The organism is Pontibacter amylolyticus, from assembly GCF_014638845.1.
In the GTDB taxonomy this organism is placed as follows: Bacteria; Bacteroidota; Bacteroidia; order Cytophagales; family Hymenobacteraceae; genus Pontibacter; species Pontibacter amylolyticus.
Genome location: NZ_BMFP01000001.1, coordinates 156,396 through 176,062, shown reverse-complemented (window position 1 = coordinate 176,062; position 19,667 = coordinate 156,396). Strand labels below are relative to the sequence as shown.

Annotated in this window: 14 protein-coding genes; 13 read left to right on the top strand and 1 reads right to left on the bottom strand. The window is 50.4% G+C overall.

Annotation, left to right across the window (positions count from 1 at the left end; genetic code table 11):
• The first annotated feature begins 201 nt into the window (after window positions 1-201).
• From IEV97_RS00745 to hisB, 5 genes are all read left to right on the top strand, one after another.
• Window positions 202-5,856, top strand: coding sequence for an MBG domain-containing protein (locus IEV97_RS00745; RefSeq protein ID WP_188499604.1), 5,655 nt, complete (start codon window positions 202-204; stop codon window positions 5,854-5,856).
• Between the two features lie 366 nt (window positions 5,857-6,222).
• Window positions 6,223-7,074 carry an ATP phosphoribosyltransferase gene (hisG, locus tag IEV97_RS00740; RefSeq protein WP_188499603.1) on the top strand — a complete coding sequence of 284 codons (852 nt, stop codon included), beginning with the start codon at window positions 6,223-6,225 and terminating at the stop codon, window positions 7,072-7,074.
• Window positions 7,074-8,363: a histidinol dehydrogenase gene (hisD, locus tag IEV97_RS00735; protein WP_188500358.1), complete on the top strand. Its 1,290-nt coding sequence runs from the start codon at window positions 7,074-7,076 to the stop codon at window positions 8,361-8,363. Before hisG ends, hisD begins: the two co-directional genes overlap by 1 nt.
• Window positions 8,356-9,399 carry a histidinol-phosphate transaminase gene (hisC, locus tag IEV97_RS00730; protein ID WP_188499602.1) on the top strand — a complete coding sequence of 348 codons (1,044 nt, stop codon included), beginning with the start codon at window positions 8,356-8,358 and terminating at the stop codon, window positions 9,397-9,399. The genes hisD and hisC overlap by 8 nt, the downstream gene beginning before the upstream one ends.
• Before the next feature lie 208 nt (window positions 9,400-9,607).
• The gene (gene hisB / locus IEV97_RS00725) at window positions 9,608-10,702 is read left to right on the top strand and encodes a bifunctional histidinol-phosphatase/imidazoleglycerol-phosphate dehydratase HisB (RefSeq protein ID WP_188499601.1); all 1,095 of its coding nucleotides are present in this window, start codon (window positions 9,608-9,610) and stop codon (window positions 10,700-10,702) included.
• A gap of 74 nt (window positions 10,703-10,776) precedes the next feature.
• Here hisB and IEV97_RS00720 read toward each other — a convergent pair whose 3' ends face one another.
• Window positions 10,777-11,184, bottom strand: coding sequence for a hypothetical protein (locus IEV97_RS00720; protein ID WP_188499600.1), 408 nt, complete (start codon window positions 11,182-11,184; stop codon window positions 10,777-10,779).
• A 566-nt stretch (window positions 11,185-11,750) separates the two neighbouring features.
• Between IEV97_RS00720 and IEV97_RS00715 the strand changes: the two genes are divergently transcribed.
• From IEV97_RS00715 to IEV97_RS00680, 8 genes are all read left to right on the top strand, one after another.
• Entirely contained in the window at window positions 11,751-13,160 is a 1,410-nt protein-coding gene (locus tag IEV97_RS00715; protein ID WP_188499599.1) for an anthranilate synthase component I family protein, read from the top strand.
• A gap of 1 nt (window position 13,161) precedes the next feature.
• The gene (locus tag IEV97_RS00710) at window positions 13,162-13,725 is read left to right on the top strand and encodes an anthranilate synthase component II (RefSeq protein ID WP_188499598.1); all 564 of its coding nucleotides are present in this window, start codon (window positions 13,162-13,164) and stop codon (window positions 13,723-13,725) included.
• 77 nt (window positions 13,726-13,802) lie between these two features.
• A complete protein-coding gene (gene trpD, locus IEV97_RS00705) occupies window positions 13,803-14,813 on the top strand; it encodes an anthranilate phosphoribosyltransferase (protein WP_188499597.1) in 1,011 nt (336 codons plus the stop codon).
• Between the two features lie 45 nt (window positions 14,814-14,858).
• Complete coding sequence (trpC, locus tag IEV97_RS00700) at window positions 14,859-15,683, top strand: indole-3-glycerol phosphate synthase TrpC (RefSeq protein ID WP_188499596.1); 825 nt, start codon at window positions 14,859-14,861, stop codon at window positions 15,681-15,683.
• Between the two features lie 33 nt (window positions 15,684-15,716).
• Window positions 15,717-16,352: a phosphoribosylanthranilate isomerase gene (locus tag IEV97_RS00695; protein WP_229733727.1), complete on the top strand. Its 636-nt coding sequence runs from the start codon at window positions 15,717-15,719 to the stop codon at window positions 16,350-16,352.
• Window positions 16,353-16,447: 95 nt separating this feature from the next.
• On the top strand, window positions 16,448-17,638 hold the full coding sequence (gene trpB, locus IEV97_RS00690) for a tryptophan synthase subunit beta (protein WP_188499595.1): 1,191 nt from the start codon (window positions 16,448-16,450) through the stop codon (window positions 17,636-17,638).
• Window positions 17,628-18,416, top strand: a complete 789-nt coding sequence (gene trpA / locus IEV97_RS00685) for a tryptophan synthase subunit alpha (RefSeq protein WP_188499594.1) — start codon at window positions 17,628-17,630, stop codon at window positions 18,414-18,416. The genes trpB and trpA overlap by 11 nt, the downstream gene beginning before the upstream one ends.
• Complete coding sequence (locus IEV97_RS00680; protein WP_188499593.1) at window positions 18,413-19,423, top strand: bifunctional 3-deoxy-7-phosphoheptulonate synthase/chorismate mutase; 1,011 nt, start codon at window positions 18,413-18,415, stop codon at window positions 19,421-19,423. Before trpA ends, IEV97_RS00680 begins: the two co-directional genes overlap by 4 nt.
• Window positions 19,424-19,667: the final 244 nt, after the last annotated feature.

Genomic DNA, 19,667 nt, shown 5'->3' with positions numbered 1-19,667 from the left:
ATTTTAAATTTTATAAGCTTAGGTGTGGTTTCAAGAGAACATGTCTTCTATAGTGTTGCTATGCATCAATCAGGAGAGCTATGTTCTTTTTTTATGTCTAAGCCATAACTGTCACCAACATGCTACTACCAGTTGCACCTTAAATCATCAAGGTGAGATGAATTGAAATGCTTTTAACCCTAAACCCTTTATTACTACTTTATGAATGGTAAATTTTTACTAAAACACATTGCGAAGTGGCGACTGCTGTACGTAGTCACGTTAATGGCCTCGCTTTCTTTTGCAGGCGTTAATGCCCTCAATGACTACAATCCTACGGTGATGTCGGATAAGGAGGATTACTCGCCAGGTCAAACAGCAATAATTGAAGGCTTTGGTTGGGTGCAAGATTCCTTAGTCGATGTTCATTTCAACGAAGATCCTTCTCATGACCATCACCATGGCTATCATGATACTAAAGTGGACAAGAATGGCTACTGGAAAATTGAATATCCAATTGAAGAGAGACACTTAGGGGTAACTTTCACAGTAGAAGTTAAAGGTAAGCAGACAGGTAAAGTTGCAACTACTGTATTTACTGATGCGGGTATTGGATCTGTCACAGTATTGGGTGGGACCACATTTTGTACAGGTCAGCAATTAGGTATTTCTTTTTCAAAAACTGCTGCGGGTGGAAGTCAATTTCCTGCAAATGTGACTTTTATAGCAGAAGTTTCTAATGCATCCGGTAATACTAGTTTTGGAGAAATTGGACGAATAACTGACTCTCAAGGGGGAAATGGGAGTTTGACAATTAATGGTACTGTTCCTAACCTACCAGCTGGCTCAAGTTACAGAATAAGAGTTAGATCGGTTAACCCAATTACAAATAACGCTGTAAATACTTCTAATATTGAAATTAAAGTCTCTCCATCTGCGCCAAAGGTTTCTAGTAATGGCCCAGTTACAGTTGGTGGAACATTGAACTTATTTGCCTCAACAATAACTGGAGCTACTTATAGCTGGACTGGTCCCAATGGTTTTACTTCAGCAGTACAGAATCCAACTATATCAAATGTCACTTCAGCTGCAAGAGGAACTTACTCGGTAACTGCGACTGTGAATGGTTGTACTAGTGTTGCGGGTACAGTTGAAGTTGAAATCAATACTATAAAACCCACAGCTCTTTCAGTAGGTACTGCTATAGGTACATACGGTGGAACTACTTCACTTTCTGCTACCCTCAAATCAGAAACCACTAACCTTAGTGGAAAAAACATTAAATTTAATTTGAATGGCGAGTCAGTTGGTACTGCTACAACGGATGCTAATGGAGTTGCCGTTTTAAATAATGTTAGCCTAAGTGGTATCAACGCAGGAGAACACACTAATGCTGTTACCGCAATGTTTGAAGGTGATGCAACTTACAGTGAAAGTAGCAGCACTGCCAACCTATCTGTAAACAAAGCCGAACAATCAATCACCTGGAATAACCCTGCTTCTATCACGTATGGCACAGCTCTTTCAGGAACACAACTCAATGCCTTAGCATTAGAGAACGCTGCTTTGACCTATACTCCGGCGGCGGGTTCTTTGCTCGATGCGGGTGATAATCAAACACTCTCTGTAACCGCAGCTGAGACAAATAACTACAAGGCTGCTATAGCTACCGTCCTGATCGATGTGGCCAAAGCAACTCCGACTGTTCTGCTGACAGTGGGTGGTCCTTATACCTATGACGGTGCTGCCAAATCGGTAAGCAGTGCAACTGTATCAGGCGTGGGTAATGCTAACTTGGGTGCTGCAACTGTTACTTTTAAAAAGGGAGATGTGAGCGTTGAGCTTCCTGTTAATGCAGGTGAATACGAGGTGCTGGCCTCTTTTGCCGGGAATGATAACTACGAAGCAGCTACTGCAAGCGGCACATTGGTTATAGGAAAAGCCGAAGCTACTTTACTGGCCTCAAACGTAATCGGGAAAGTGTATAATGGCTTATCACAAGGCATCGCGGTGACTACTTCCCCTGATGGATTGAATAGTGGTGTAACCATCCAGTATTTCCGTGCTGGAATTGCAGTCCCAGCTTCTGAAATTATCAATGCAGGCAGCTATACCTATACCGCTTCTCTGGAGCATCCGAATTATGCTGCCGAAGCGATCAATGGTACTTTTTCTATCAATCAGGCTACTTTAACGATAAGTGCTGATAATACCAGCAAAGTATACGGTGACCAAAATCCTGACTTCGTAGCTTCTGTAGTAAACGGTGCGGTGCAAGGGGAGGGTTTTAACGTAACTGCCTCCTCTGTGGCCAACGTCGGTTCTGATGTAGGAGATTATCCTATCGTTCCAGCCGTGACAGGCGCTACCCTGGATAACTACACTGTTGTTAAGAACAACGGTACTTTCACTATATCCGCAAGACCTATCACTGTTACCGCCAACTCTGGTCAGGCTAAGGTATATGGCGAAGCTGATCCTGCAGCCTATACCTATCAGCTTACATCCGGCAGCTTAGTTGAAGCTAATCACCTGACGGGCGCTTTAGATAGAGTTGCAGGTGATAATGTAGGTACTTATGCGATCAACAAAGGGACTTTGGCAGCTACATCTAACTATGCACTCACCTACGTAGCAGCTGACTTCGCAATTACAAGACGCCAAGTGACAGTAACCGCTGATGCACTGAACAAGGTATACGGCGATTCGGACCCAGAACTGACTTACACAGTAGCATCCGGCTCGGTTATAACAGGGGACAAATTTACTGGTGCACTGCAGAGAGTCACTGGTGAAAATGCCTCCACTTATCCTGTTATGCTCGGAACGCTAAGCCTCGGGGACAACTACAGCCTGAGCCTCACTGAAGGAACATTTTTCACGATTACTCCAAAGGGAATCACAGTAACGCCTGCTGCAGGTCAGAACAAAGTATACGGCAGCACTGATCCTGTATTCAGCTATACCACAAGCGCTGCTTTAGTAGGCAATGATGCTTTCACTGGGGCTTTGTCTAGAAACAGCGGTGAAAATGTAGGAAGATATGCCATTACAAGAGGCAGCCTGGCGCTTAGCGACAACTACACCCTGGATGTGGTAGAAACGGTAACTTTCCAAGTCACTCCGAAAGCGCTGGTAGCGTCTATCACTGCAAGCGATAAGGTATACGATGGCACAACCTCAGCCTCCGCTACAGGTAGTGTTCCAGCAGCTGACCTGGTGGCCGGCGATGTGGTCTTGGTAGCCTTGAAGGATGCTGCCTTCGATACCAGAAGCGTGGGCAATGCCAAAACAGTGAGTGCTGCTGTTTCGATCGACAATGAAAATTACAGTCTGAGCAATTCAACGGCTACTACTACAGCTTCCATCACTCCTAAAGAAATTTCCGGAGCATTTGCAGCGGCAAATAAGGTATACGACGGGACAACCGATGCTGCCGTAACGGAGCGTTCCCTGCGAGGGGTTATTGATCAGGATGTTGTGCAGCTTGTTGGCGGCACTGCTACGTTTAGCGATAAGAATGTGGCTAACGGCAAAACCGTGACCTTAGAAGGAGCCATGCTGAATGGAGAGGATGAAGGCAATTATAGCCTGAGCAACGTTAGCACAGCTTCAGCTGACATCACGCCAAAAGCCGCTTCTGTATCACCAATAGCTGGTACGAAGGTATATGGTACTTCTGATCCTGCATTGTCAGGCAGTACAGACGGATTCCTGGCGGCAGATGGCATTACGGCCAGTTATACCCGAACACCCGGTGAGCTGGTAGCCCGTTACCTCATTAGTGCAACCCTGTCGCCTGCAGAGGCAGTTGGCAACTATGATGTTACGTATAACACTGCTCAGTTTGAGATCACAAAGGCTATGCTGGTTGTGACTGCCGACAACAAAAGCAAGGTATACGGTGACGAGAATCCGGTCTTAACTGGTAAACTCGAAGGAGTTGTAGGCAATGATGCCATCGAGGCAACTTACAACACTGTAGCCACTGTAGCCAGTCCGGTTCAGGCTTATCCGATTACGCCGTCACTTTCCGGTGCTGCGCTCAGCAACTATGAGGTAGAGAAAAAAGACGGCGTACTGACCATCACAGCGGCTGCACTCACTGTAACAGCAAAGGATGCGTCTAAGGTATACGGTGATGCCAATCCTACCTTTGAGGGTGTAATCACTGGCATCAAAAACAACGATGCCATTACAGCAGTGTACAGCACGCCGGCCACAGCCGGAAGCAGTGTCGGTGAATATAAAATTGAGCCAACACTTGCAGGCACTTCACTCAGCAACTACATCGTTACAAAAACTGACGGTAAGCTGACGATAACCGAACGAGCCATCTCCGTTACGGCAGACGTGAAGAACAAGACTTATGGTGATGTTGACCCAGCGTTGACTTACCAGATCTCTGCTGGTTCCCTTGTAAACGGAGATGACTTCAGTGGTTCGCTGAACAGACTAGCAGGCGAGAATGTGGGTATTTATGCCATCGGAAAAGGGACTCTTGCTTTGAGCAGCAACTACGCCCTGACCTACGTAGGCGCCAACCTCAACATCAGTCCACTGGGAGTCACTGTTACTGCGGACGCAAAGCAGAAATACTGTGGTCAAGTGGATCCTTCATTAACCTTCACTTCTAGTCCTATTGAAGGCTCTATGCTGCCAAATGGTGATTTAATCACATTCTCCGGTTCACTCACCAGGGATTCAGGTGAGAATGTGGGATCACACAGCATCAAGCGAGGCAGCCTCGCAAACAGTAACTATACCATCTCTTACATACCTGCTAATCTGGATGTCTTAGGTGTTTCCATTGATGCAAGCGCCAGCAGCAAACCTGTTGCCGTGGGCTCCTCAGCGAGTCTGTCTGCAACGGTTACAGCTGGTACTGTGGGTGTTGGTGCTGTTCCGGTTACTTTCACAGTGACTGACGAAGCCAATAATGTTGTGTTTACTAAAACTATCTCAACAAACGGATCAGGTGTAGCAACTGAAACTATTTCAAGTTCAGTGCTTGCACTAGGTGTCTATAAAGTTGAAGCTGTGGCTGGTACTGGCTGTGCAACCTCTAATGCTTACATACCTGTATTTGATGCGAGTGGAAGCTTTGTGACCGGTGGCGGCTGGATTGACTCTCCGGTTGGCGCGATGCCTGCAAATCCTGAAGCAGTTGGTAAAGCGAACTTCGGTTTCGTTTCCAAATACAAGAAAGGCAGCAGCCAGGTAGATGGTAATACGGAGTTCCAGTTCAGTGCGGGCAGTATCAACTTCAAGAGCACCATGCACGAGTCTGGTTCGCTTGTGATAGCAGCTGGCAAAGCTACCTACCGTGGCACGGGAACTGTGAACGGTGCATCAGGTTACAAGTTCACCATCGTTGCCATAGATGGTGATTGGAAAGGTGCAACAGGGCCAGACAAATTCAGAATTAAGATTGTTGATGGAAGAGGTCAGACAGTATATGACAACCAGATTAACAGTGACGAAAACTCCGGCGAAGCCACTATCTTAGGCAACAACGGTACAGGTGGCGGCTCTATCGTGATCCACGAAGCAAAAGAGCTCACCGCCAGCAACGGCAAAAAACTCGAAACCGCTGACCAACTGGAAGGCTTGTCTTCTGCCCGCTTCGACAACTATCCAAACGCGTTCTCTGACCGCACGACGATACGTTTCGCTTTTGATACAGAGCAGCACTTTGCGCTGGAAGTATACGATGTGAGAGGCTCGCTGATCAGGAAAGTGGCGACTGGCAAGGCTGATGCCGGACAGGTATACGAGTACGAACTGGATGCCCGTCATCTGGCTGAAGGCGTGTACTTTGCCCGTCTGATCACTGGCTCTAAAGCACAGACCATTAAGATGATTCTCAAAAAGTAAGCTGACGCTTGCAGGGTCTTATGGCCCTTAACTAAAAAGGCACTTGTCGTAACTGACGGGTGCCTTTTTAGTTAAGGGCCAAATTTTGCCCCACCGAAAAACAATACCGGCGCATGTTTGTATAAACCAAAATCAACTGTACCTTTGCCGCAGCAGATGAGCAATACCACGCTACATATCATTTCTTTCACTTCTACGGCAGCGCCTGTTGCCTGTGGTTCTGCTGCGCATCACCATCATTTCCATCATTCCTCGTAAGAGGAATAAAACAATCATATAGCCCCCCGTAGGGTCATTGCACCCTTATTATACTTTGCCAGCAGCAAGGTTATACTTATTTGTACCTATTTAATCCATTCAACATATATGCTACGTTTAGCAATCCAGAAATCCGGCAGACTGAGTGAAGACTCGCTGAAACTGATCCGTGAGTGCGGTATCTCTTTTATCACCAGCTCGCTCAAACTCAAAACCGAATCAACCAACTTTCCGCTCGAAATCCTATACCTGCGCGATGACGATATACCGGGCTACGTGGCCGATGGCGTGGCCGACATAGGTATAGTGGGGGAGAATGTGCTGGTCGAGGAAGGGATGCAGCACCTTGCGGTCGAACAGCTTGGTTTTTCGAAATGCCGCCTGTCGCTGGCGGTGCCGAAGGGCGACCCCTACGAAGACATCAGCGACCTGCAGGGGAAAAACATCGCCACATCCTATCCTAAACTGCTGCAGGCCTACCTGGATGAAAAAGGCGTGCAGGCCAACATCCATACCATCAGCGGTTCTGTAGAAATCGCCCCCAGCATCGGGCTGGCAGAAGCCATCTGCGATATCGTGAGTTCGGGCAGTACACTGATCAGCAATGGTCTGCGGGAGGTAGAGCGTGTGTTCAAGTCGCAGGCGGTCCTGATCGCGAACGGCGGCCTGAATGCTGAAAAGCAGGAGATCCTGAATAAGCTGTTGTTCCGCATCCACGCCGTGCAGCGTGCCCAGAAAGCGAAATATATTCTGCTGAACGCCCCGAACGAGAAGATTGCTGAAATCAGCCAGCTGCTGCCGGGTGCAAAATCACCTTCCATTTTACCACTGGCCGAGGAAGGCTGGAGCTCACTGCACTCGGTAGTAAATGAGGATGATTTCTGGGAGATCATTGAGAAGCTGAAAGAGGCTGGTGCACAGGGCATATTGGTAGTACCTATTGAAAAAATGATCATATGATGCGCAAAATAGAATATCCGGCGCAAGCAGACTGGCAGGAACTGGTCAAGCGGCCCACCCAAAACTATGAAGACCTGGAAGCAGGTATAGCCCAGACCTTCCAACTGGTGCGGGAGCAGGGCGATGCCGCTTTGCTGGAACTGACGCAAAGGTATGACGGCGTAAAACTGACAAGCCTCTTTGCTACGCAGGAGGAGATTGCAGCGGCAGAATCTGAATTATCCGCTGAACTGAAGGAAGCCATTCTGCAAGCATACAGTAACATACAGCTTTTCCATGCGCAGCAGGCCGAGCAGCCTAAGCAGGTAGAAACCATGCCGGGCGTGACTTGCTGGCGCAAAAGCGTGCCGATCGATCGGGTAGGCTTATACATTCCGGGAGGCACGGCTCCTTTGTTCTCTACATTGCTGATGCTGGGGGTACCCGCCAAACTAGCCGGTTGCACGGAAGTGCTCCTGTGCACCCCACCGACCAAGGACGGCTCCATACACCCGGCCATACGCTACACAGCCTCCCTCTTAGGTATAGACAGAATTGCCAAGGTGGGCGGTGCACAGGCGATTGCAGCCATGGCCTTTGGTACGGCGTCTATACCTGCGGTGAACAAGATCTTCGGACCGGGAAACCAGTATGTAACCGTAGCCAAGCAGATGCTCAGCAAAACCGGCGTGGCCATTGATTTGCCAGCCGGACCATCGGAAGTTCTCGTGATAGCCGATGACTCAGCCAACCCCGCTTTTGTGGCGGCCGATCTGCTGTCGCAGGCAGAGCACGGCGCTGACTCGCAGGTGGTGCTGCTGACCAACTCTGTTGAGATGTTAAACCAAGTAGAGAAGGAGTTGCAAGAGCAGCTGGAAGTGCTGCCCCGCAAAGCATTTGCAGCCAAAGCCTTACAAAACAGCTTAGGTATACTGCTTGGAAGCGTAGAAGAGATGCTGCGCTTTTCAAATCTATACGCTCCGGAGCACTTAATCCTTTCCATCAGTAATTTTGAGGAAGTGCTGGACGAGATCACCAACGCCGGTTCGGTCTTCCTGGGCAATTACAGTCCGGAGTCGGCAGGCGACTATGCCTCGGGCACGAACCATACCTTGCCCACCAACGGTTATGCCCGGGCGTACAGCGGCGTGTCGCTCGATAGCTTTGTGAAGAAAATCACCTTTCAGCACATCACCCCGTCAGGCTTGCAGAACATTGGGAAATCGATTGAGGTAATGGCCGCCGCGGAAGGTCTGGAAGCCCACAAAAAAGCAGTAAGTATCAGATTGAAGGAGGTGCAAAATGTTTAACCTGGAGAAAATTGTACGGCCGAACGTGCTGAAAATGAAAGCTTATTCCTCCGCACGCGACGAGTTCAAGGGGGCAGCCAGTGTTTTTGTGGACGCTAACGAGAACAACCTGGGTAGTCTGGCCGGAGAAGGATACAACCGTTACCCGGACCCACATCAGAAAAAGCTGAAGGAGAAGATTGCAGGTATAAAAGGGGTAAAGGCCTCCCAGATTTTCCTGGGCAACGGTTCTGACGAAGCCATTGATCTGCTGTTCCGGATGGTGTGCCGGCCGGGACAGGACAGCATGCTGCACCTGCCACCCACTTACGGCATGTATGAGGTATCGGCTAACCTGAACGAAGTGCAACTGGACGCTGTGCAGCTGACGCCAGACTTTCAGATTCCGGTGCTGGAAGTGTTGCGGCAGGTGAAAGACACGACCAAGCTGATCTTTGTCTGCTCGCCCAACAACCCGACCGGCAACCTGATCGAGACAGAAAGCATCGAAACCCTGCTGGATAATTTTTACGGACTGGTGGTTGTCGACGAGGCCTACATTGATTTTGCCGATGCGCCGAGCTGGGCCACCCGCTTGGCCGAGTACCCGAACCTGGTTGTACTGCAGACTTTTTCCAAAGCCTGGGGTATGGCAGGTCTACGTTTAGGTATGGCCTTTGCCTCGGAAGAGATCATTGCGCTGCTTGACAAGATCAAGCCGCCTTATAATATAAATGAAGCCACCCAGGAACTGGCCCTGAAAGCACTGGAACAGACAGAGCAACTGGCCTATATGGTGGAGGAGATCGTGCAGGAAAGGGAAATGCTCACACAGGCACTCCCGACCCTGGATGCTGTGGAGAAAGTCTACCCCTCAGATGCCAATTTTCTGCTGGTGAAGGTGAAGGAGGCTAATCGTCTCTATACCTATTTGCTGGAGCAGGGCATCGTCGTACGCAATCGCGCCAGTTTGCCAGGCTGCGAAGGTTGCCTTCGCATATCTATTGGCACGGTAGACGAAAACCAGCAACTGTTTCAGGCCATCGCGAAGTTTTAATTAAGTAGCACGACACACGTATCAAGTAGCACGATGCCTTCAGCGAGGACTGGACAAAGGAATATTTGACAATGGACAAAGGATTTTTCGGGAAACGACTATGCTGTAGCTATTCCGTCTTTTGTCTTTAGTCAAATAGTCTTTTGTCCATTTCACCGAAGTCGTGCTACGTGCTACGTGTGTCTTGATACGTGATACAATATAAAAAATGAAAAAAGCATTGTTTATAGACCGTGACGGCACCATACTGGTCGAACCGAAAACGGATTTTCAGGTGGACTCTTTCGAAAAATTTGAGTTTCTGCCTAAAGTGATCCGCAACCTATACAGAATCTATACCGAGCTGGATTATGAGCTGGTGATGGTGACCAACCAGGATGGGCTCGGCACCGATTCCTACCCGGAGCATACCTTCTGGCCTTATCAAAACAAGATGCTCGACATCCTGAAAAGAGAAGGTATAGAGTTCGCTGACATCCTGATCGACCGGAGCTTTGAGCATGAAGGGCTGGAGACCAGAAAACCAGGTATAGGCATGATGAAAAAGTACCTGTCGGGTGAGTATGATCTGGCGAACTCTTACGTGATAGGAGACAGGCTGACGGACGTGCAACTGGCCAAAAACCTGGGAGCCAAGGCGATTTTTATCGGCGAGAACACGGTAGAAAAAGCAGCCCTGAGCACCAACGACTGGGATGAGATCTATACCTTCCTGAAGCTACCGGCCCGTCGCGCTACAATCAGGCGCCAAACGAACGAGACGGATATTGCCATTGATCTGAACCTGGATGGTACCGGTCAGATGGATATCCATACCGGTCTTGGTTTCTTTGACCATATGCTGGAGCAGCTTGCCAAGCACGGCAAGCTTGACCTGCGTATACAGGTAAAAGGTGACCTGCACATTGACGAGCACCATACCATCGAAGACACCGGACTGGCCCTGGGAGAAGCCTTCCTGGCAGCGCTAGGCGATAAGAAAGGAATCAGTCGCTATGGATTTCTGCTGCCGATGGATGATGTGCTGGCACAGGTAGCCATTGACTTTAGCGGAAGACCCTGGACCGTATGGGAGGCTGACTTCAAGCGCGAGAAAGTGGGGGACATGCCGACCGAGATGTTCTTCCATTTCTTCAAGTCGTTCAGCGACGCGGCCAAGTGTAACCTCAATGTGAAAGCCGAAGGGCAGAACGAGCACCACAAGATCGAGGCGATCTTCAAGGCATTTGCCAAAGCGATTCAGGTGGCGGTAAAACGCAATCCGGAAGACAATTCTATACCCAGCACCAAAGGGACTTTGTAAAACACAGGAAATAAAAAGGCTGACTGTAAGTTAACAGTCAGCCTTTTATCTGGTTGTAAGCGGTTGGTTGGATTTCAGCAGGCGCGCAACCAGTCGCTGGCTGCCTCTATATCATCAAAAGTTTGAATAAAGCTTTGGTCTTCTGTGCAGTTGAGCGTCTTGTCAGCGGAAAGGCGGCTAAAGGCGCTGGGAGAGTATACCCAGGCAAAACATTCCAGCCCGGCAGCCTGCATCCGCGGGAGCCAGTCCTGGCCCACCCATTTGGAGGCCCCTGACCAGATCCCTTCCACGTTCGTATTGTCGTTCAGCACCTTGGTACAGTTTGATTCCAGCAGCAGCTCCAGAATTTTCTCACAGCCAGCTACCACGGTGTCGTAGTTCTGGTAGCCGCGCCAGTTCACATAGAGCCAGCCCTCCGTGTGGTTAAATTCAATAAGAATATTGCTTTGCCTGTGTAAAATTTCGTTTCTGACCAATTTCATAGCACGCTCTCAAATATATTCAGCTCTACCCCGATTTACTGGCCTGGATTCTAATACAAACCATTGGCCAGGGTAAATACACGCAAGTGGAATTGGTTCTTCTCAAAAATCAGACCCAATCAACGCATGCCAGCTGAGATGCTCCAAATAGCTGGCAAACAAAGTTTAACTGGAAGGGAGCAGGGGGGCGCTTTTGCAAAATATTCCCAAATAAGGAATTGCTGTCCCAAATCCAGGTATGGCAGGATCATACAGGAGAAGTATAGCGGCTTTTGAAGGCCAGGTTGGAATCCGGAGGCATTTGATCAAAAATATTTTCCTGAGAATTTGTATTCCCCGGTTTAGCCTTTACCTTTGCAATACAGGGTTCCAATATTCCCCGTTTTCAAAAAAGTACATGATCCAGAATTTTCTTCATACTGCATGGTGGTGGCACGTTACGCAAAGTCTCGTGAACAGCCCCGCTATGTATATTATGAAGAGATAGTATAGTCTATAGCCAAAGGTATAAAAGCCTGCTGTTCGCCTGAACAGCAGGCTTTTTGTTTTTAATTCAAATCTGTAAGATGACAAAGTTTAAAATCACGACAACGCATAAACGCCTCCTGGCCGACACGCTCACGCCGGTGAGCGTATACCTGAAGCTACGCGACCGCTACCCGAACAGCATTCTGCTGGAGAGCTCAGACTACCATGGCGCGGAGAACAGTTTCTCATACATCTGCTGCAGTCCGATGGCGAGCATCAAGGCGGAGAATGAAATCCTGACGGAAATATTTCCGGATGGCAGCAGCGCAACGACAGAAATTTCCGAAGCCGTAAATGTAGCTGCCAGGCTTTCGGATTTTGCCGGCAGATTTGAACCCCAGCAAAACAGCTTCAACTTTATCAGCAATGGTTTGTTTGGCTACATGAACTATGATGCGGTGCGCTATTTCGAGGACATTGAGCTTGATTTGCGTGCCGACCGCCAGCAGATGCCAGACCTGTACTATGCCGTGTACCGCTATATCATTGCCATTAACCACTTCACCAACGAGGCATTTATTTTCTCGCATACCTATGGCACGGAAGAGGAGCATGGCATCGCACAGCTGGAGGCCTTGCTCAACAGCCGCAACATTCCGAGCTATACCTTCAAATCGATAGGCGAGGAGGCTTGCAATATCGGCAGGGAGGCTTTTTTGCAGAACATCAAACGGGCGAAGGCGCATTGTTTCAGGGGGGATGTGTTTCAACTGGTACTTTCCCGCCGCTTTGAGCAGGCTTTTCAGGGAGATGACTTTAACGTATACCGGGCGCTTCGCTCTGTCAACCCTTCGCCATACCTGTTCTACTTCGACTATGGCAGTTTCAAGATCTTCGGTTCCTCGCCAGAGGCACAGTTGGTGATCAAAGACGGCAAGGCCAGCATTTTTCCGATAGCGGGCACTTTTCGCAGAACTGGTGACGATGCCGCCGATGCCGCCCTGGCCGAAAAGCTTTTGGCCGACCCGAAAGAGAATGCCGAGCACGTAATGCTGGTGGACCTGGCCCGCAACGACTTGAGCCGGAACGGCCACCAGGTAGAGGTGGAGACATTCCGGGAGATACAATTTTACTCGCACGTCATTCACCTGGTGTCCAAGGTGTCGGGGCAGCTGCACAAGCGGGAAGACTCGCTGCAGATGGTGGCCAGCACCTTTCCGGCGGGCACGCTTTCCGGCGCTCCCAAGTACAAGGCCATGCAGCTGATCGATCAGTACGAAACGACTAACCGCTCCTTTTACGGAGGCTGCATCGGCTTCCTGGACTTCAACGGCAATTTCAACAGCGCCATCATGATCCGCTCTTTCCTCAGCAAGGACTACAAACTCTTCTACCAGGCCGGGGCCGGTATCGTGGCCGCATCGGACGAGAACAGCGAACTGCAGGAAGTGGACAACAAATTATTGGCTTTGCGCAAAGCCCTCACCTTAGCACAGGAGATCAACTAATATGAACGTTCTGGTTATCGATAATTACGACTCCTTCACCTACAACCTGGTGCACCTGCTGCTGGAACTGGGCGCGGAGGTGACCGTGCGACGCAACGACAAGACAAGCCTGGAAGAAGTGTCTCAATTCGAAAAGATCATGCTGTCGCCGGGACCAGGTATACCGGACGAAGCAGGTATGCTGAAGGAAATCATCCGCGAATTTGGGCCCACTAAGAGCCTGTTCGGGGTGTGCCTCGGGCATCAGGCGATAGGTGAGGTATACGGCGGTAAGCTGTTTAACAGCAACGAGGTATGGCACGCCATTGCGACACCCGTTGAGGTGGTTTGCAAAGAGGAGCCGCTCTTTCAAAACCTCCCGCAAACATTCAACACCGGCCGCTACCATTCCTGGCTGGTAGAACAAGACCTACCCGACTGCCTGGTGCCAACAGCTGTGGACGGCACCGGCAACATCATGGCCCTCCGCCACCGCGACTATGATGTGCGGGGTGTGCAGTTCCACCCGGAGTCGGTGCTGACGGAGCACGGTCGGGAGATGATTAAGAACTGGTTGAATAGTTAAAAGTTGAAAGTTAAAAGTTGAAAGTTAAAAGTTGAAAGTCGTGCTACTTGATACGTGTGTCGTGATACGAAAAGAACATGAAAGAAATACTGAACCACTTATTCGAACATAAAACGCTGAGCCGGGAGCAGGCCCGGGAGGTGCTGAAAAACATTGCCGCGGGCAGGTATAACCAAAGCCAGATCTCGAGCTTCCTGACAGTCTACATGATGCGCAGCATCACGGTAGAGGAACTGGAGGGATTCCGCAATGCCTTGCTGGAGTTGTGCCACCGTGTAGAACTGGATGCCTACGACCCGATCGACCTTTGCGGCACCGGCGGCGATGGGAAGGATACCTTTAACATCTCGACCTTATCTTCCTTTGTCGTAGCAGCAAACGGAATCGCGGTGACCAAACACGGCAACTATGGTGTGTCGTCCGCTTGCGGCTCTTCCAACGTGCTGGAAGCCCTGGGTATACAGTTCACCACCGACACCGATAAACTGGAGCGCAGCATTGCCGAGTATAACATTTGCTTCCTGCACGCGCCGCTCTTCCACCCGGCTATGAAGAGTGTCGGCTCGATCCGGAAGGACCTTGGCGTGAAGACCTTCTTCAACATGCTTGGCCCGATGGTGAATCCGGCCTTCCCGAAGAAACAGCTGGTGGGCGTGTTCAGTCTGGAGCTGGCCCGCATGTACGGCTACCTCTACCAGCAGCAGCCCGACATCCGATATAGCATCCTCCATACCCTGGATGGCTACGACGAGATTTCCCTGACGAGCCCCTTCAAGGTTATTGCCGATAACAAAGAGCAGTTACTCGACGCAGAAGACCTGGGTTTAAGCCGTTTGGTACATGCCCAGATCAAGGGTGGCGAAGGTATAGCGGAGTCTGCCGAAATCTTTTTGAAGGTGCTGAAAGGCGAGGGCACCGCTGCCCAAACCGACGTGGTCTCTGCCAACGCCGGCATGGCCATCCACTGCGCCCGTCCCGAGACCGCTATACCTGATGTAGTTGCTTTAGCTAAAGAAACCATTGAATCAGGCAGGGCCTATACCTTATTTAACAAGCTGATAAACGACCAAAAGATGGTGACGGCGTAGTCATTTTCAAAACTTCCAATCTCCAAATCTTAAAATCCAAAAAACATGAACATACTCGACCAGATCATCGCACATAAATACAAAGAGGTAGAAGAACGCAAAGCGCTATACCCGGTAAAATTGCTAGAAAAAAGCCTGTACTTTGAAACGCCCTGCCTGTCACTGGAGCGCTACCTGTTGCGGCCCGACAAGAGCGGCGTCATTGCCGAGATCAAGCGCAAGTCACCTTCCAAAGGCGACATCAACCCCTATGTATCCGTGGAGCGGACTTCAATTGGCTACATGCAGGCGGGTGCATCTGCTTTGTCCATCCTAACGGATAGCCATTTCTTCGGAGGCAAAAACGAAGACCTGATGATTGCCCGCAAGTACAATTACTGCCCGATCCTGCGCAAAGATTTTACGGTGGACGAGTACCAGATCGTGGAGGCCAAGTCCATTGGAGCCGACGCCATTCTGTTGATTGCTGCCGCGCTTGAACCGGCAAGACTCCAGCAACTGGCCGCCTTCGCCCGCTCCTTCGGACTCGAAGTGTTGTTGGAGGTGCATTCCCGGCAGGAGCTGGAAGCTACCTTGTGCGAATATGTGACCATTGTAGGCGTGAACAACCGTAATCTCCAGACTTTTCAAACGGATGTAGCCCTTTCGCTGGAATTGGCACAGTTCATCCCGGCAGGTATAACCAAAGTATCGGAAAGCGGATTGAAATCTCCAAAGACCCTGGTTGAGTTGCAGGAGGCTGGTTACAACGGTTTCCTGATCGGGGAGACCTTCATGACAGACGGCAGACCGGAACGGGCAGCAGCTGAGTTCATCCGCGAGCTGCGCCAGCTACAGCAGCGTGTTTCGCTTGAGCAGGCACAGTCCTAGGCTCGTACTACATCATTAAAAGACTTGAGTAGCATGGAAGACCTGAAAATAAAAGTTTGCGGCATGCGCGAACCGGACAACATCCGGCAGGTGGCCGCCTTGCAACCAGACTACATGGGCTTTATTTTTTATGAAGGCTCCAAACGCTACTGCGAAGGCACCATCACACCGGAACTTTTAGCGGAGCTTCCGCAGGGTATAGAGAAAGTAGGGGTGTTCGTAAATGAGTCGACCGAAGTTATGCGCGCTATGGTGCAGAGGTATAGCCTGGATCTGGTGCAGTTGCACGGGCGCGAAACACCAGGTCAGTGCCGGGAATTGCAGGAGGCAGGTATACGCCTGATTAAAGCCTTTTCGGTAGACGATCGCTTTTCCTTCCAGAACACCTTGCTCTACGAGCGCTACTGCGAGTACTTCCTCTTTGACACGCGTGGCAACAACTACGGCGGCAACGGCACTGTCTTCGATTGGGAGATTCTCAAAGGCAACTTCTCACCTATACCTTATTTCCTGAGCGGCGGCCTGAATCTGGAGAATCTGGAGAGTAAGGAGTTTGAAAAGCTCCGTCCGAAGCCCTTTGCCATCGACGTGAACAGTGGCTTTGAGCTGGAGCCGGGGCTGAAGGATGTGGAGAAGCTGAGGCGCCTTATGGCGCTGGTTAATAGTTAATTTATTTTACATTTAGACAAAGGACATTTTGACAAAAGACTCTTTCTCTAAAAAGTCCTTTGTCTTTTGTCAAGCAGTCTTTCATCAAAAAATATATGAAATACCAAGTAGACGAAAACGGGTTTTACGGCAGATTCGGCGGGGCTTATGTGCCCGAAATGCTATACCCCAATGTGGAGGAGCTGCGCCAGAATTATCTGAAGATCATGGCAGAGCCGGATTTTCAGGAGGAACTACAGGCTTTGCTAAAGGATTATGTGGGTCGCCCGACGCCGCTATACTTTGCCAAACGCCTGTCCGAAAAGTATAACACGAACATTTACCTTAAGCGCGAGGACCTGAACCACACCGGGGCGCATAAGATCAACAATACCATCGGGCAGATATTACTGGCTAGGCGACTGGGCAAGACCCGCATCATCGCGGAGACAGGGGCGGGGCAGCACGGTGTGGCCACAGCTACAGTTTGTGCACTAATGAACCTGGAATGCATCGTGTACATGGGTGAAGTGGACATTGAACGTCAGGCGCCTAATGTGGCTCGTATGAAGATGTTAGGAGCCACAGTAGTGCCCGCCACCAGTGGTAGTCGCACGCTGAAAGACGCGACCAACGAAGCCATCCGCGACTGGATTAACAACCCGGAAGACACCTATTACATCATCGGCTCGGTGGTGGGGCCACATCCATACCCGGACATGGTGGCCCGTTTTCAGGCGGTGATCTCCGAGGAGATGAAGGCGCAGCTGCTGGAGAAGACCGGCAGTGAGAACCCGGATTACGTGGTCGCATGTGTGGGCGGTGGCAGCAATGCCGCCGGTGCTTTTTACCACTACCTGGATACGCCTGAAGTGAAGCTGGTAGCCGTGGAGGCCGCCGGCTTAGGTATAGACTCCGGTGAATCTGCCGCCACTTCCGTGCTAGGCAAAGAAGGCATTATCCACGGCAGCCGCACCTTGCTGATGCAGACAGAAGACGGGCAGGTAACGGAGCCTTACTCCATTTCTGCCGGCCTCGACTACCCGGGCGTTGGTCCGCTGCATGCGCACCTGCACCAATCCGGCCGCGCCATATTTGAGAGCATCACGGATGAAGAAGCCCTGCAGGCGGTGCTGGAATTGACCCGACTCGAGGGTATTATACCTGCCCTGGAAACCGCCCATGCCCTGGCAGCGATCGGCAGGTTGGGCGCAAAACCGGATGACGTGGTGGTGATCAACCTTTCCGGACGGGGTGATAAAGATTTGGCAACTTACTTAGACAGATTCAACTTAGATGGAAAATAGATTACAGCAACTCTTTGCACATAAGCCCACAGGTATACTTTCGATCTACTTCACGGCCGGCTATCCGAACTTAGAGGACACCGTGCCGAGCATTCTCGAACTGGAGAAAAATGGCGTAGACCTGATCGAGATCGGCATGCCTTTCTCAGACCCGCTGGCAGACGGACCGACCATTCAGCAAAGCTCCGATGTCGCCATCGGCAACGGCATGACCATCCCGAAGCTTTTCGAACAGCTGCAGGACATCCGGCGGCATACCCAGATACCGCTGGTGCTGATGGGTTACCTGAACCCGGTGATGCAGTATGGTGTGGAGCGTTTTCTCCGGAAAGCCAGCGAACTAGGTATAGACGGCTTGATTTTGCCTGATTTGCCATTGTCGGATTATGTGCGGGAGTATAAAACTATGTTTGAGCAAAACGGCCTCAGCAACATTTTCCTGATCACACCGCAGACGCCGGAGCAACGGATTCGGGAGATCGACTCGCACACCAACGGCTTTATTTACATGGTATCTTCGGCTTCAGTGACGGGGGGGACCACAGCGCAATCCGTCAACAATAAGGCTTATTTTGAGCGGGTAAGCGAAATGGGCCTGCGCAATCCGGGTATCATCGGTTTTGGCATCCACAACCACGACACGTTCGCGCAGGCGTGCAACCATGCCAGCGGCGCCATCATCGGCAGTGCTTTCGTGAAGGCCATAGCCAAAGAGGGAATGCTCGAGGACAACATCCGTACATTTATTCAAAGCATCAAACAGAACGAAATCGCATGATCATACAACTGCAACAAGGTATACCTGCCGAGCTCCTGGAAGCGATACTTCAGGAAGTGAAAGGTATAGGCTTTAAAGCCAATGAAGTAAAAACACAGGAAGCACACTACATCGTCGGCATCGGCAAAAAGGATTTTGACATCCGCACCCTGGGCCAGCTGCCCGGCGTGGCCGACATCCACCGCGTATCCGACGAGTATAAACTAATCTCCAGGAAATGGCGCGTGAATCCGACGCTCATCGACCTGGGTGACGGCGTGGTAATCGGAGAGGGCAACTTCAGCATCATGGCCGGTCCGTGCTCGATTGAGAGTGAGCGTCAGATTGAGCTGGTGGTGGAACACCTGAAGGCCAACAACGTGAAGATCATGCGGGGTGGTGTATTCAAACCGCGCAGTTCACCATATGCTTTCAGAGGAATGGGGCTAGAGGGTTTGCGCATGTTCCATCAGCATTGCAGACAGAACGGCATCAAGATCATCACCGAGGTCATGCAGGTATCGCAGATCGAGGACATGATGGATTATGTAGACGTGTTCCAGGTGGGAGCCCGTAACAGCCAGAATTTCAATTTATTGGATGCACTGGGTGAGGCGCAAAAGCCCGTACTTCTGAAGCGCGGTATCTCCGGAACACTGGAAGAGCTGCTGCAAGCTGCTGAATACATTTTCTCGAACGGAAACGAAAAGATCATGCTCTGCGAACGCGGTATACGCTCCTACGAAAACGCCTACCGCAACGTGCTCGACCTGAACGCTGTGCCGGTACTCAAAGCTAAAACCCACTTGCCGGTCATTGTTGATCCCTCGCACGGCATCGGCCTGCGGGATCATGTAGAACCGATGTCGCTGGCCGCCGTCATGGCTGGAGCCGATGGCGTGATCTACGAAACGCACCAGAAGCCGGAGGAAGCTTTTTCGGATGGACAGCAAACGGTGAATTTTCAGGAATCCGAGCGTTTGATCAAAAGAATGCGACAGGCATTTGAGCTTCGGGAATCGTTTTAGTAGCAAGTTATGCGGTAGTATGATGTGAGTGTCCACGATTGTGTCCGCTATGGTGGGGCCTCTGGCCCAGGTATAGGTATAGGTATAGGTATAGGTATAGGTATAGGTATAGGTATAGGTATAGGTATAGGCGCTCTGTAGCAGACCACTTGCAGGTATAGTAACCTGTTTTGCTTTGTATCTTGCCCTGGCCGGGCGGGCCCTACTTTTTTTCTTGATAAAAAGAAAGAGGGACCCTACCCCC